The sequence below is a fragment of the Mesorhizobium sp. WSM1497 genome (genome assembly GCF_001672455.2).
Lineage (GTDB): Bacteria > Pseudomonadota > Alphaproteobacteria > Rhizobiales > Rhizobiaceae > Mesorhizobium > Mesorhizobium ciceri.
Genome location: NZ_CP021070.1, coordinates 4539409 through 4553075, shown reverse-complemented (window position 1 = coordinate 4553075; position 13667 = coordinate 4539409). Strand labels below are relative to the sequence as shown.

The 13667-nt window shown below is 62.0% G+C and carries 17 protein-coding genes; 12 read left to right on the top strand and 5 right to left on the bottom strand.

Going from position 1 to position 13667, the window contains the following annotated elements; genetic code table 11:
• Positions 1 to 35: 35 nt before the first annotated feature.
• The 4 genes from A9K65_RS22250 to A9K65_RS22235 form a co-directional block, all read right to left on the bottom strand.
• On the bottom strand, positions 36 to 467 hold the full coding sequence (locus A9K65_RS22250) for an HIT family protein (RefSeq protein WP_013531772.1): 432 nt from the start codon (positions 465 to 467) through the stop codon (positions 36 to 38).
• Positions 468 to 554: 87 nt separating this feature from the next.
• Positions 555 to 1769, bottom strand: coding sequence for a GNAT family N-acetyltransferase (locus A9K65_RS22245; RefSeq protein ID WP_064995857.1), 1215 nt, complete (start codon positions 1767 to 1769; stop codon positions 555 to 557).
• Positions 1770 to 1819: 50 nt separating this feature from the next.
• On the bottom strand, positions 1820 to 2548 hold the full coding sequence (locus A9K65_RS22240; protein ID WP_024503355.1) for a glycerophosphodiester phosphodiesterase: 729 nt from the start codon (positions 2546 to 2548) through the stop codon (positions 1820 to 1822).
• Positions 2549 to 2562: 14 nt separating this feature from the next.
• Positions 2563 to 3027, bottom strand: coding sequence for a RidA family protein (locus A9K65_RS22235; protein ID WP_064995858.1), 465 nt, complete (start codon positions 3025 to 3027; stop codon positions 2563 to 2565).
• 138 nt (positions 3028 to 3165) lie between these two features.
• On the opposite strand from A9K65_RS22235, the gene A9K65_RS22230 reads away from it, so the two are divergent.
• The 6 genes from A9K65_RS22230 to tsf all read left to right on the top strand — a co-directional run bounded on the left by A9K65_RS22230 (position 3166) and on the right by tsf (position 7751).
• Positions 3166 to 3993: a cell envelope integrity EipB family protein gene (locus A9K65_RS22230; protein ID WP_013531768.1), complete on the top strand. Its 828-nt coding sequence runs from the start codon at positions 3166 to 3168 to the stop codon at positions 3991 to 3993.
• 102 nt (positions 3994 to 4095) lie between these two features.
• Complete coding sequence (locus tag A9K65_RS36080) at positions 4096 to 4776, top strand: hypothetical protein (protein WP_245321877.1); 681 nt, start codon at positions 4096 to 4098, stop codon at positions 4774 to 4776.
• Positions 4777 to 4859: 83 nt separating this feature from the next.
• Positions 4860 to 5393 carry a hypothetical protein gene (locus tag A9K65_RS36075; RefSeq protein ID WP_245321876.1) on the top strand — a complete coding sequence of 178 codons (534 nt, stop codon included), beginning with the start codon at positions 4860 to 4862 and terminating at the stop codon, positions 5391 to 5393.
• 58 nt (positions 5394 to 5451) lie between these two features.
• Positions 5452 to 5730: a DUF4031 domain-containing protein gene (locus A9K65_RS22220; protein ID WP_013531766.1), complete on the top strand. Its 279-nt coding sequence runs from the start codon at positions 5452 to 5454 to the stop codon at positions 5728 to 5730.
• Between the two features lie 202 nt (positions 5731 to 5932).
• Positions 5933 to 6721 (top strand): 30S ribosomal protein S2, encoded by a 789-nt coding sequence (gene rpsB / locus A9K65_RS22215; protein ID WP_013531765.1) that lies wholly within the window; start codon positions 5933 to 5935, stop codon positions 6719 to 6721.
• 109 nt (positions 6722 to 6830) lie between these two features.
• The gene (gene tsf, locus A9K65_RS22210; protein WP_013531764.1) at positions 6831 to 7751 is read left to right on the top strand and encodes a translation elongation factor Ts; all 921 of its coding nucleotides are present in this window, start codon (positions 6831 to 6833) and stop codon (positions 7749 to 7751) included.
• Between the two features lie 34 nt (positions 7752 to 7785).
• Here tsf and A9K65_RS22205 read toward each other — a convergent pair whose 3' ends face one another.
• Complete coding sequence (locus A9K65_RS22205) at positions 7786 to 8712, bottom strand: LysR family transcriptional regulator (RefSeq protein WP_064995859.1); 927 nt, start codon at positions 8710 to 8712, stop codon at positions 7786 to 7788.
• 116 nt (positions 8713 to 8828) lie between these two features.
• Here A9K65_RS22205 and A9K65_RS22200 point away from each other — a divergent pair, with 116 nt between their 5' ends.
• The 6 genes from A9K65_RS22200 to A9K65_RS22175 all read left to right on the top strand — a co-directional run bounded on the left by A9K65_RS22200 (position 8829) and on the right by A9K65_RS22175 (position 13607).
• Positions 8829 to 9356, top strand: coding sequence for a nuclear transport factor 2 family protein (locus A9K65_RS22200; RefSeq protein WP_064995860.1), 528 nt, complete (start codon positions 8829 to 8831; stop codon positions 9354 to 9356).
• Positions 9357 to 9393: 37 nt separating this feature from the next.
• A complete protein-coding gene (locus A9K65_RS22195) occupies positions 9394 to 10503 on the top strand; it encodes an aldo/keto reductase (RefSeq protein WP_063167967.1) in 1110 nt (369 codons plus the stop codon).
• 147 nt (positions 10504 to 10650) lie between these two features.
• Complete coding sequence (pyrH, locus tag A9K65_RS22190) at positions 10651 to 11373, top strand: UMP kinase (RefSeq protein ID WP_013531760.1); 723 nt, start codon at positions 10651 to 10653, stop codon at positions 11371 to 11373.
• 98 nt (positions 11374 to 11471) lie between these two features.
• Positions 11472 to 12026 carry a ribosome recycling factor gene (frr, locus tag A9K65_RS22185; protein WP_013531759.1) on the top strand — a complete coding sequence of 185 codons (555 nt, stop codon included), beginning with the start codon at positions 11472 to 11474 and terminating at the stop codon, positions 12024 to 12026.
• Between the two features lie 34 nt (positions 12027 to 12060).
• Positions 12061 to 12795 carry an isoprenyl transferase gene (locus tag A9K65_RS22180; RefSeq protein ID WP_013531758.1) on the top strand — a complete coding sequence of 245 codons (735 nt, stop codon included), beginning with the start codon at positions 12061 to 12063 and terminating at the stop codon, positions 12793 to 12795.
• Positions 12792 to 13607 (top strand): phosphatidate cytidylyltransferase, encoded by an 816-nt coding sequence (locus A9K65_RS22175; protein WP_013531757.1) that lies wholly within the window; start codon positions 12792 to 12794, stop codon positions 13605 to 13607. The genes A9K65_RS22180 and A9K65_RS22175 overlap by 4 nt, the downstream gene beginning before the upstream one ends.
• Positions 13608 to 13667: the final 60 nt, after the last annotated feature.

The following is a 13667-nucleotide window of genomic DNA, read 5'->3' as shown; positions in this document are numbered from 1 at the left end:
CCAGGTCCACCACATCATTGGCGGACCTCCCGCTCTCAATTTTTGAGTGCAGTCCGTATCTTTTCGGCGTTCCCGACCAGAATCTCCGGCTTCTCCATCTCGCCCGTGTGCGGCTTCAGCGGGATGCCGTCGAAGCGCGGAATGACATGCACATGCAGATGATAGACGGTCTGCCCCGAGGCCGGCTCATTGAACTGCATGACGGTGACGCCATCGGCGCCGAAGGCCTTTTTCACCGCCAGCGCCACTTTCTGAACGGCGCTCAAGAGATGGCCGAAAATTGACGGATCGGCATCGAGAAGGTTGCGCGACGGCGCTTTCGGCACCACCAGCGTATGGCCGGGCCCCTGCGGCATCACATCCATGAAGGCGATGACCGCGTCATCCTCGTAGACACGGTGCGAGGGAATTTCGCCGCGCAGGATCTTGGCGAAAATGTTGTCGGTATCGTAGGCGGCCTCGGTCATGGCGAACGCTCCGGATTGTGCCTTCGTGTAGCGAAGGCGTCGAAATTCGGCAAGATAATCGTCGCCCCCCAAGCCGGCCAACCGGGGCTACTCCTCGAGATCCTTGCGGAACGGGGTATGCTCTTCCAGATATTCGCTCATCCGCTCCACCTCCTGCCGTTCGCGCCGAAGATAGTCGGCGACGGCGTTGCGCAGGCCTGGGTGCGCAATGTAGTGCGCGGAATGCATGGTCACCGGCCGGTAGCCGCGCGCCAGCTTGTGCTCGCCCTGCGCTCCCGCCTCGACCACCTTGAGCTTGCGCTCGATGGCGAAGTCGATCGCCTGATGATAGCAGACCTCGAAATGCAGGAAGGGATGGTCCTCGATGCAGCCCCAGTTGCGGCCATAAAGTGCATCCGAACCGATGAAATTGATCGCGCCGGCGATATAGCGCCCGTTGCGCCTGGCCATCACCAGCAGGATGTCGTCGGCCATGCGCTCGCCGATCATCGAGAAGAATTGACGATTGAGATAGGGCCGGCCCCATTTGCGACTGCCGGTGTCCATGTAGAAGGCGAAGAAATCGTCCCAGGCTTTCTCCGTGAGGTCCTTGCCGGTCAGCCGGTCGATTGAAATGCCTGGGGCAAGCGCTTCGCGCCTTTCCTTTTTCATCGCCTTTCGCTTGCGCGAGGCAAGGGTGGCGAGGAAGTCGTCATAGGTTGAAAAGCCTTCGTTGAAGAAATGGAATTGCTGGTCGGTGCGGTGCAGGAAACCGGCTGCTTCCAGCACCTCCACATCGCTCTCTTGCGCGAAGGTGACATGTGCGGAAGAGACACCGAGCTTTTGCGTCACCGCCTTCAGGCCCGCCGCGAGACCGGCCTTCACCTTGGCACTGTCCTCGCCCCTGGTGACCAGCAGGCGAGGGCCGGTGACCGGGGAGAACGGCACGGCACTTTGCAGTTTGGGATAGTAGCGGCCACCAGCGCGCTCGAACGCATCCGACCAGCCATGGTCGAACACATATTCGCCCTGGCTGTGCGATTTGAGATAACAGGGCACCGCGCCCAGCAATCTGCCCCGCCCATCCTCCAGCCTGAGATGGTGGCCCTGCCAGCCGGTACGCCGCACGGCGCATCCAGAATCTTCGAGCGCGCCTAGAAAAGCAAATGAAACCAAAGGATTGTAGCTGGTTTCTAAATCGCCGCGCGCAGTTCCCGCAAAGCCATTCCATTCATCATAGGTGAAGGCACCGATGCCGGCGGCGACGCGGATCGAATAGTCCGCATTGGCCGTTTGTCCGTCACCCTCGTCGCCCTGATCCATGAGGCTTATTTAAGCTCCGTCCGGCCTGGTGCAAGTCACGTTTCAGACACTCAGGCGACTTTGACCAGATCGGGTTCGAACCCTTCGAAAGTCATCTGGTCGGCATATCTGAAGGTCAGGTCGACCGCCGGCTGGTCATGCACCGTCCAGGTGATAACAGGCATTTTCAGCCTTTCACGCACGAAGCTGACAAATGGGTTTGGCAGGTCGCCGGCGGCGTAGGAGGTGAAGGCGATCTCATGCGCCAGCATGGCGAAATGCGCCTCGATCAACCCGACGTCCTTGCCGTAGGCAGTGAGACCCCCTGGAATACCCGGCGCGTCCTTCGGAAAATCGCGGACCAGCCAATGGTCGAACGACATGATCGCCGCCTTGCCCTTGTAGCGCTTGAGCATCTTGCCGACGCTTGCCACCAGGCCTTCGTCATAGCCGGGCGTGCCTTTCAGCTCGACGACCAGTGGCACGCGGCCATCGACCAGGTCGAGCGCTTCCTGCAGCGTCGGCACATGGTCCGCCGTGCCACCGACCCTGAGCGCCGCGAGTTCAGCTGCGGTACGCTGCCAGACGAAACCATCCTGGCCGGTCAGGCGCTTGAGATCGCCGTCATGGATGATGACGGGAACGCGGTCGGACGACAGGTGCACGTCGCATTCGATGGCGTAGCCGCGTTCGGCGGCTGCGGCGAAGGCCGACAGCGTGTTTTCCCAGCGCGTCTTATTCATGTCGTGGAAGCCGCGGTGGGCAACGGGCCGGGCGGTCAGCCAGGATAGGTCGGTCATATCTGTACCCTGGCTCATGCGACTTCGAAGATGGCTTCGATTTCCACTGCGGCATTAAGCGGCAGGCAGGCCGTGCCGACGGCGGAGCGTGCATGCTTGCCGCGCTCGCCAAGGGCGGCGACCAGGAAATCGGAGGCGCCGTTGGCAACCAGATGCTGCTCGACGAACTCGGGTGTCGAGGCGACGAAAACGGTGATCTTCACCAGACGGCTGATCTTCTCGAGATCGCCGAGTGCTGCCTTGGCCTGCGCCAGGATGTTGATCGCGCAGTATTTTGCCGCGTCCTTGCCGCCTGCCGTGTCGACGTCGCGGCCGAGCAGCCCGCTCGCCTGCAGCTTGCCGTCCTTGAGCGGCAATTGCCCGGCAGTGAACAGCAAATTGCCGGTCCTGCAATAGGGCACGTAGTTGGCGGCGGGCGCGGCGGCGACGGGAAGCGTCACACCCAGATCGCTTAGCCGCTTTTCGATTGTTTCACTCATGGTATTTCCCTATTGCTTGGTGACGCCGCGCCGGCCGGGCCGAAATTGCTATTTTTGCCTCGCTTCCGCCACGACTTTTTTTAAGCTGGACCATCTTTCCCTGCGGCCTGCCATCAGTCGCGACGATCGGAGTACCTCATGCGCGCAACGCGCCTCGCATTCCATGCCGTCCTGTTGTCGGGGATATTCTCGATAGGTCCTGTCTTCGCGGCGCCGGCGCTGCAAGCCCACCGCGCCGTTTACGATCTTACCCTGAAAAAGGCTTCCGATCAGTCCGGCATCACGGGCATATCCGGCCGCATGGTCTATGAGTTCAATGGCTCGGCCTGTGAAGGCTATACGGTGAAATTCCGTTTCGTCACCCAGATCGTCACCGCCGACAACACTAGGTTGACCGACCAGCAGACGACCACTTTCGAGGATGCCGAGGGCAAGACCTTTTCGTTCGTGACAAAGTCCTTCGTCGACCAGAATCTCGACAAGGAGGTCAAGGGCATCGCCACGAAAGAAACCAAGGGCCTGAAGGTCGACATCGACAAGCCTGAAAAGAACAGCGTCGAGCTCGCGACAACCCAATTCCCGACCCAGCATTTGGTCGAATTGATCGGCAAGGCCGAAAAAGGCGAGAATTTTTACGAAACCAACCTGTTCGACGGTTCCGAAGACGCCAACAAGGTGATGACCACCACCGTCGTTGTCGGCAAGAAAACCGATGCCGACAAGGCCGACCCGGAAGCTTCGGCACTGGCAAAGCTCGCCACCGACAAATACTGGCCGGTCGACATCGCCTATTTCGACGACACCAACAAGACCGGCGAAGAGGTTCCGGAATACCGTATCAGCTTCAAGCTGCATGAGAACGGCATCACCCGCGATCTCGTCATGGACTATGGCGACTTCTCGATGACCGGCAAGCTGGTCAACCTGTCGCTGTTCGACCAGACAAAACCTTGTCCCGCCAAATAGTGCCCGTTTGCCACGGCACGGCGTGGTCGTAACGAACGACTTGAACGTGCCGCAATCGTCTCCCAACCTGCTTCCCAGCGTCCAGGCGCGAGGGGGATCAGCTTGAGCAGGATCGATACGTTCGTCGCGCCGCGGCCCAACCCGGCACTGATCAGGGCCATGACATCCGTCAACCGGATCGTCATGCTGCGCGGCATTCCCGGGTTTCGGGATCTGTTGCCGTTCAATTGCCTGGCCGGTCTGCGCGGCGTCTCAAATGTCCGCCATATCGACTTTCCCGACGCCGATCTTGAGCGGCTGAAGGCCAGTTGCGGGGCAGGGAAGGCGACCTTCATCACGCCCAATCATCCCGAGTTCTTCACCGACTGGATGATCGACAAGGAAATCGTGTCGCAGGTCAGCCCGCTCACGGCCTCATGGGCGACCAATGGTGTCGTCAACGGCCTTGGCCGGCTGATGCAGAAGTTCTGGCTTGCCAACAATCTGATCGCCCAGATACCCGGCAACAGCGGGGCAGCGAAGGAACACTCGATCGCCTGGGCCCTGAAAGGCCATGGCGTGCTGCTGCATCCCGAAGGCGGCGTCGGCTGGCATGCCAATGTCGTTGCGCCTTTGCTGCCGGGTGCCGTCGAGATGGGACTGGAAGCCCTCAAGCGCGGTCGGGCCACGGATCCCAATTTCAAGGTCTGGATCGCGCCCGTCGTCTGGAAGCTTGCTTCACCGGCAACGTCGAAGCGGCACTGGCGAAGGAATGCGCCTATGTCGAGAAAAACCTCAAAATAGAACGCCAGGCGACCGACACGCTGCCGCAGCGCATTCACCATGTCTATTCGACACTGCTGGCCCGCGATGAAGCTGCCAGGGGCATGCCGTTCGACCAAGGCGCTTCCTATGCCCAGCGTCAGAGGGTTTTGGTCACCGAGCTCAGCCGCCAGCTCGGCAAAAGCATCTCAGCCGACATTGATGTCGCCGACATCACCGAGCTTCTGCGGCGGGCGCGCCGCTGGCAGCGCGAAAACACTGGCGATGCCGAACGGCAAAGGCAGGTCCGCGCGCTCGTCGATAGGGTTCAGAGGCTGCAACGCGTCGGACCCTGGGCCTGCGCCAATCCGCGCATTAGCCAGGAGGAGATCGCCGAACATCTGAAGCGGATCCGCAACGACTATTGTCGGGGCGGGCTGCGCGACACGATGAACCGGTTCGTTCCGCAGCCAGCCGGGCCGCGTTGCGCCCACATCCGGGTGCCGGAGGCACTGGGCTTGCATGAGCATACGGGCTCGATCGACGATGCGGTTGCCGATCTGCACCGTCGCATGCAGGATACAGTCACCAACATCGTCGCCGAGCTTGCAGCCAATGGCGGCTTCATTTTCTATCCGAATCCATTCTATCGTCACTGATATCAGCCGGGCCATGTGGCCGACTGTCGTGACGGATGGAAGGCAGACAGCAAGCTTTATGGCAGCCTATGTCGACGCAGCGATCTGGAACTGGGCCGGCCATCGCTGGTGCCATCTGTTGGCCGACGACACCGACGAGTTGCATCGCTTTGCCGCGCATCTTGGCGTCAAGCGCTCATCCTACCAGGGGCCGCCCAAGACATCGGCGCCGCATTATGACATAACCGGCTTCGAGCGTGACCGAGCGGTGCGGCTCGGCGCCATCGAATGCAGCCGCGAGGAGATCGTCGCGGTCTTCCGGCGGGTGCGGGTGCCGAACGGCAAGATAAAGCGCTGACGGCAGCGCGCGGATCGTCGCACGCCGCACACAGGTCCCGCGGCCCTTGCGTTTATCGCGCATCCCCTCTATATGCGCGCTCATTCCACACACGGACTTTGGTGTCTGCCCGGGAGAAATCCGGCTGAAACCTCCGGTGGCGTTCGAGGACAAAGTCCAAAAATGCCTGTGTCCGTGGAGGCTAACCGGAAAGGAACTTTGAATGGCACTGCCTGATTTCAGCATGCGCCAGCTTTTGGAAGCTGGCATTCACTTCGGCCACCAGACCCATCGCTGGAACCCGAAAATGGCGCCCTACATCTATGGCGCCCGCAACAACATCCACATCATCGACCTCTCGCAGACGGTGCCTTTGCTGCACCAGGCGCTGAAGCAGGTTTCCGACACCGTCGCCAAGGGCGGCCGCGTGCTGTTCGTCGGCACCAAGCGCCAGGCGTCCGACATCGTCGCCGATGCGGCACAGCGTTCGGCCCAGTACTACGTCAACTCGCGTTGGCTCGGCGGCATGCTGACCAACTGGAAGACGATCTCGAATTCGATCCAGCGCCTGCGCAAGCTCGACGAGATGCTGGCCGGCGAGGCGCAAGGGTTGACCAAGAAGGAACGCCTGAACCTCGACCGCGAGCGCGAGAAGCTCGACAAGGCGCTGGGCGGCATCAAGGACATGGGCTCGACGCCCGACCTGATGTTCGTGATCGACACCAACAAGGAAGCGATCGCCATCCTCGAGGCCAAGCGCCTCGGCATTCCGGTCGTCGCCATCATCGATTCGAACTGCGATCCGGACAAGATCGACTTCCCGATCCCCGGCAATGACGACGCGGCCCGCGCCATCCAGCTCTATTGCGATCTGATCGCCAAGGCTGCGATCGACGGCATTGCCCGTCAGCAGGGCGCGCTCGGCGTCGACATCGGCGCTTCGATCGAAGCTCCCGTCGAACCGGCGCTCGACCCGGCTCCGGCCCCGGCTGCAGACGCTCCGGAAGCTTGATAATCGAAGGCCGGTTGCGGCCTTCATCTTTCTCATATTCTGGCACGCTAAACAGACGCACCATCGAATACCGATGGTGCGTCGGTGCATTTAAAACAAAGAGGCGACAATGAGCATTTCGGCTGCACAGGTCAAAGAACTCCGCGACTTGACCGGCGCGGGCATGATGGATTGCAAGGCGGCGTTGACCGAGACCAACGGCAACATGGAAGAGGCCGTCGACTGGCTGCGCAAGAAGGGTATCTCCAAGGCTGACAAGAAGGCTGGCCGCACCGCGGCTGAGGGCCTGATCGGCGTCGACAACGGCGTGCGCGAGGCTGCCGTCGTGGAAGTCAATTCCGAGACCGACTTCGTTGCCCGCAACGCCGCGTTTCAGGAAATCGTCGCCAATGTTGCCAAGGTTGCGCTGGCCTACGGCACGACGGAAGCTGTGGCCGCCGCAAAGTATCCAGGTTCCGACAAGTCGGTTGCCGACACCATCAAGGACGCTGTCGGCACCATCGGCGAAAACATGGGCTTCCGCCGCTCGGCCAAGCTCACCGTCCCGCACGGTGCTGTCGCCACCTACGTCCACAACGCAGTTGCCGATGGTCTTGGCAAGCTCGGCGTTCTGGTCGCGATCGAGACCACGGGCAATGAGCATGCCGCCAATGCCTTTGGCCGCCAAGTTGCCATGCATGTCGCCGCCACCAACCCGCTGGCGCTGACGGCCGAGCAGATCGATCCGGCTGCGGTCGAGCGCGAGAAGGCGATCTTCGCCGATCAGGCGCGCCAGTCCGGCAAGCCGGAAGCGATCATCGAAAAGATGGTCGAAGGCCGCCTACGCAAGTTCTATGAGGAAGTCGTGCTCCTGAAGCAGGCCTTCGTGCTCAATCCCGACATCACTGTCGAGCAGGCACTGAAGGATGCCGAGAAGGAAATCGGCGCTCCGGCCAAGATTTCCGCCTATCTGCGCTTTGCGCTCGGCGAAGGCATTGAAAAGGAAGAGACCGATTTCGCGGCGGAAGTCGCGGCTGCGGTGAAGAAATAATCCTTACAAATAGCCCCTGAAGGGGCTTCTCAGCTCAGGCAACTCGGCCGGGTGTCCGCAAGGATGCCCGGCCGATTTCTTGTGCGGTGTCGATAAAGGCCCTGAGCTTCGGCGCCATTGACGCCCGGCGCGGGAAATAGAGGAATAGCCCCGGTTCCTCGATCGCCGTCTGCGGCAGCATCTGGACCAGGCGGCCCGCGGCAAGATCGGCGCGCGCCAGCGGCTCGAAGACATAGGCAAGCCCGACGCCTGCAAGCGCAAGATCGATTGCTGCGAGCGAATCCGTCACGACAACGCTGCCCCGCGTCTCCATGGCGATGTCCTTGCCATCCTCGATCAGATCCCAGCGATAGAGCGCACCGGAGCGGACGAGCCGGTAGCCAATACAATTGTGGTTCGCCAAATCGGCAACGCTGCTGGGACGGCCGTGCCGTCCGATATAAGCGGGCGAGGCCACGATGACGACGGAGAACGGCGGCGTCAGCCGGACCGCGACCATGTCCTGGGCGATCATCTCGCCAAGCCGGATGCCGGCATCGAAGCCTTCGCCGACGATATCAACCAGACCCTGGTCAGCGAAGACCTCGACCGTAACCTCCGGATAGCGCTCGGCCATCGCGGCGACCACCGGCGTCACCGCCAATGGTATGGCGATGTTGGAGGCGTTGATCCTGAGCAGGCCAGACGGCCTGCCTTTGACGCTGCGGATACGGTCCATCCGCTCGGCAATATCCTGGAGGGCCGGAGCCGCCGTTTCCACCAGCGCCTTGCCGGCCTCGGTGAGCGAAACGCTGCGCGTCGTCCGTGCGAACAAAGGCTGGCCGATCCGCTCTTCGACAATGCGCACCGCATGGCTGACTGCCGAAGGGCTCATACCGAGTTCGGCGGCGGCAAGCGCGAAGCCGCCGCGTCGGGCCACGGCGACGATCACAGGCAAGTGGGTGAGCAGGTCCCGGTACATTCATGCATGATATCGCATGGTCCATGCGAACAATGCAATCTTATCGATGTCGGCCGAGCGGTCCACATTGCCGGCCGCACGTCGGCGATGGGCTGATGGCATCGAGGAGAAAGAACATGAATGCTTTGAAGCGCGTAACTTTCGCGGCAGGCATGGCGTTGGCGCCGATGGACGCCGGCGGGGCGGAGCCATCAGACTGGCGGGCCCTCGCAGACGAACGCGCGGTCATTCGCATCGCCGATGCCATCGACCGGGCCGTCGACGCCCAGGACTGGAAGCTTGCACGCAGCTATTTCGCGGATCGGGCCACTGCCGATTTCAGCAGCCTTTCCGGACAGCCGGCGGCCAACATCGCTTCCGACGACCTGATTCGCGCCTGGGCGGCCAACCTCAAGGGCAGCAAGACAAGCCTGCATCTGCGCACCAATCACCAGGTCGTTCTCGAAGGGGACACGGCGACTGTCCTGTCGAACGGCTATGCCTGGAACCGGATGGAAGGCAATGGCGACCCGCTTTGGGAGGTCTGGGGCACCTATGAGCATCACCTGACGCGTTTTGCGGATGGCTGGAAGGTCGATGGCTTTGCGTTCCGCATGACACACGAGCGCGGCAATCCCTGGGTCAAGACCACTCCGGGCCAGTGACGCTCGGGCATCTATCACCAAGCATTGGAAGACGATTATGACCATGACCTACTACACTCTTGGCAACAGCGGCCTCAGGGTCAGCCGGCTGGCGCTGGGCACGATGACTTTCGGCACGGAATGGGGCTGGGGAGCCGACAGGGATACGGCGCGGGCGATGTTCGACGCCTATGTCGAGGCGGGCGGCAATTTCTTCGACACGGCGGATCTCTACACAGACGGCACGGCCGAAGCCTGGCTTGGCGAATTCATCGCCGAGCGCGGCTTGCGCGACATGGCGGTGATCGCCAGCAAGTTCACCATGAACATGCAGCCCGGCAATCCGAATGCTGGCGGCAATGGCCGCAAGAACATCATGCGGGCCGTCGATGCTTCGCTGAAACGGTTGGGGACCGACTATATCGATCTCTATCTCATGCATGTCTGGGACAGGCTGACCCCGGCCGAGGAGGTCATGCGCACGCTGGACGACCTGGTTCGGATGGGCAAGGTGCGCCATGTCGGTCTTTCGGATGTGCCCGCCTGGTATGCGGGCCGCGCACAGGCGATCGCCGAATTGCGCGGATATGAGCCGGTTTCGGCGCTACAGCTCGAATATTCATTGGCCGAACGCGCGATCGAGAATGAGTTCGTGCCATTCGGCACGCGCCATGGCGCCGGCATCATGGTGTGGAGCCCGCTGGCCAGCGGACTGCTGAGCGGCAAGTATCGGCCGGCTCAGGCCGGAACCGCGGGCCGGCTCGACGGATTTCGCAACTCGACGCATCCGGGGTTCCAAAAGTTCACGCAACGCAACTGGGCTATCGTGGCCGAACTCGAGAAGGTCGCATCCGAGATCGGCCGCAGCATGCCTCAGGTCGCGCTCAACTGGGTAGCGACGCAGCCGGGGATCGCGACCGTCATTCTCGGTGCGACGACGCTCAGCCAAATGCAGGACAATCTTGGCGCGCTGGATTTCGAGATTCCGAAAGCGCATCGCGACCGGCTGGAGAGGGTCAGCAGAACTCCAGCGCCGTTTCCCTATTCCTATTTCGGCGCGCAGATACAGGCGCGCGTCACCGGCGGCGCGACAACCGGCGACAAGCCCTCCAACTACGTGTCACCGGTGCTTATCGAAGGAGAGTCGGCCAGCGTGTCCACCAATTGATTGATGGGACAGGAAACCGGCGAATTTGCCGTTTGGGCGCCGCGTGACATCGCGGCGCCCTTCGTGTATCGGAACGCCATTGTTTCGAGGCGGCGCCTGCGCGAGGGTAGCCACCGGAACGCGCCACATGCAAATGAAGAGGCCCAGATGACGGTGAAGCCCCTCTACCGACGTGTCTTGTTGAAAGCGTCGGGCGAAGCATTGATGGGCGAGCAGCATTTCGGCATCGACGTTTCAGTGGTGGATCGCATCGCCGGCGACATCGCCGAGGCGCGTGCATTGGGCATCGAGGTCGGCGTCGTCATCGGCGGCGGCAACATCTTTCGCGGCGTGGCGGTTGCCTCCAAGGGCGGCGACCGTGTCACCGGCGACCACATGGGCATGCTTGCCACGGTGATCAACTCGCTGGCGCTGCGCACGTCGTTGAACAAGATCGGCGTCGACGCCGTGGTGCTTTCGGCGATCGCCATGCCCGAACTTTGCGAGAGCTTTTCGCAGCGCCAGGCGACTGCCTACATGAACCAGGGCAAGGTGGTGATCTTCGCCGGCGGCACCGGCAATCCGTTCTTCACCACTGATTCGGCCGCCGCCCTCCGCGCGGCTGAAATTGGCGCCGACGCACTGTTCAAGGGTACTCAGGTCGACGGCGTCTACTCGGCGGACCCGAAGAAGGACCCGAATGCGACGCGTTTCGAGCGCATCAGCCATGGCGAAGTCATAAATCGCGGCCTTTCCATCATGGATACTGCAGCGATTGCACTTGCGCGCGAAAACAACATTCCGATAATCGTCTATTCGATCCACGAAAAAGGTGGTTTCGGCGATATTCTGAGGGGCGGCGGCCGCTGCACGGTCGTCGCGGACGATTGATCGGCGGCCTGGCCCGAAGGGAAACCGGTTTTCGAAGGTCCGATTCGAAGACGGCCCCGAAGCAGTGAGCCCGCATTAGACGGGTCGAGGAGATAAAGATGAGTGGTGAGTACGACGATCTCAAGCGGCGCATGGATGGGGCCATCGCCGCGTTCAAGCATGATCTGGCTTCGCTGCGGACCGGTCGCGCCTCCAGCAATCTGCTCGATGCGATCCAGGTGCAGGCCTATGGCACCACCATGCCGATCAACCAGGTCGCCAACGTCTCGGTGCCGGAGCCGCGCATGATCTCGGTATCGGTATGGGACAAGTCGATGGTCGGCGCGGTCGACCGCGCGATCCGCGAATCCAATCTGGGTTTCAACCCGATCGTGGACGGCACCAACCTCAGGATTCCGCTTCCCGAACTCAACGAACAGCGACGCAAGGAACTGGTCAAGATCTCGCACACCTACGCCGAGAACGCCCGGGTCGCCGCGCGCCATGTGCGCCGCGACGGCATGGACTTCCTGAAGAAGGCGGAGAAGGACGGCGACATCAGCGAGGACGATCAGCGCAAGCGCTCGGACCAGGTTCAGAAACTTACCGACGAGACGATCAGCACCATCGACCACCTGCTTTCCGATAAGGAAGCTGAAATCATGCAGGTTTAGGGTCTTGGCCTCCGGCTGACCCGAAAGCGAGAACATGGCAACGCCCGCGCATGTCGCGATCATCATGGACGGAAACGGACGCTGGGCCAAGGCGCGCGGCTTGCCTCGTCTTGCGGGCCATCGTGCCGGCGTCGAGGCGCTGCGCAAGACGGTGCGCGCAGCACCCGGGCTCGGCATCTCCTACCTGACCGTCTACGCTTTCTCGTCGGAGAACTGGTCGCGGCCGAAATCCGAGGTCAGCGACCTGATGGGCCTTCTGAAAATGTTCATCCGCCGTGACCTTGCCGAACTGCACCAGAGCGGTGTGCGGGTTAGAATCATCGGCGACCGGGCAGGGCTGCAGCCCGATATCAGGGGACTGCTCGACGAGGCCGAAACGCTGACGGCCGCAAATGAATCTCTGACGCTGGTGATCGCCTTCAACTATGGCGGACGCGACGAGATCGTTCGCACGGCGCAAAAGCTCGCTTTGGCCGTGGCGCGTGGCGAACTCGACGCCGAGGCGATATCTGCCGAAAGCTTTGCCGTTGCGCTTGATACGCAAGGCATTCCCGACCCGGAACTGGTCATTCGCACCAGCGGCGAGCTTCGGCTGTCGAATTTCCTCCTGTGGCAGGCCGCCTATAGCGAGCTCGTCTTCCTGCCTTGCTACTGGCCCGACTTCAGCCGCGAACACCTTGCCGAGGCCTTGCGTGAATTTGCTGGCCGCGAACGCCGTTTCGGCGGACTTGGAGGCCAGGACGTCGCTTCGCGACCGGCCGCGGGATGAGCAATCTCCAGCTGCGTGTCGTTTCGGCGATCGTGCTCGCCATCATCACTCTCGGTTTGACCTGGATCGGCGGTCTGCCGTTCCGGCTGCTGTGCGCCGTAATATCGGCGGCGATCTTCTATGAATGGACCCGCATGTCGCGCCCGACCGGGGTCACGGGCCTGGGTTTCCTGCCGGAAGCATTGCTGGTCGTCTTCGTTGGCGCCTTGATCGGCGGCCTGGCCGCCTCCTGGCTGCTACCGCTTGTGGCGGCCATTGTTGCCGCAACGGCGATAGCCGCCTCGCTTCGCAAGACCGGACAATGGGATGCGAGCGGCCTCGCCTATGCCGCGGTTTCAGGCCTGTCGCTCGCCTTGCTGCGCGATGGCGATCGTTCGGGCCTCATTGCCATCCTGTTCCTGTTTGCGGTCGTCTGGGCCACCGATATCCTTGCCTATTTCGTTGGCCGTGCCGTTGGGGGGCCGAAACTGGCGCCCTCTATCTCGCCCGGCAAGACGCGCAGCGGCGCGCTCGGCGGTGCGCTCGGCGGCGTCGTCGCCGGGCTGGTCCTCGCCGTAGCTGCCGGTGTCGGCAATCTGGCATTGCTCGGCCTGGTGGCGCTCGTGCTGTCGATTGTCTCGCAGGCAGGCGACCTGTTTGAATCCTGGGTCAAGCGCCGCCATGGCCGCAAGGACTCAGGCGCGCTCATCCCGGGCCATGGCGGCGTCATGGATCGTGTCGATGGGCTTGTCGCAGCCGCATTCGCCCTATACGTCATCGGCTGGATTTCGGCGAACGCCGATCATCCGGCGCAGGGTCTGTTTCCCGTTTGAGTGGTGTCATTTCAGGTCCTTTGCGCGATGCGCCTTGGATTCGCCCGGATTGGTGTCACA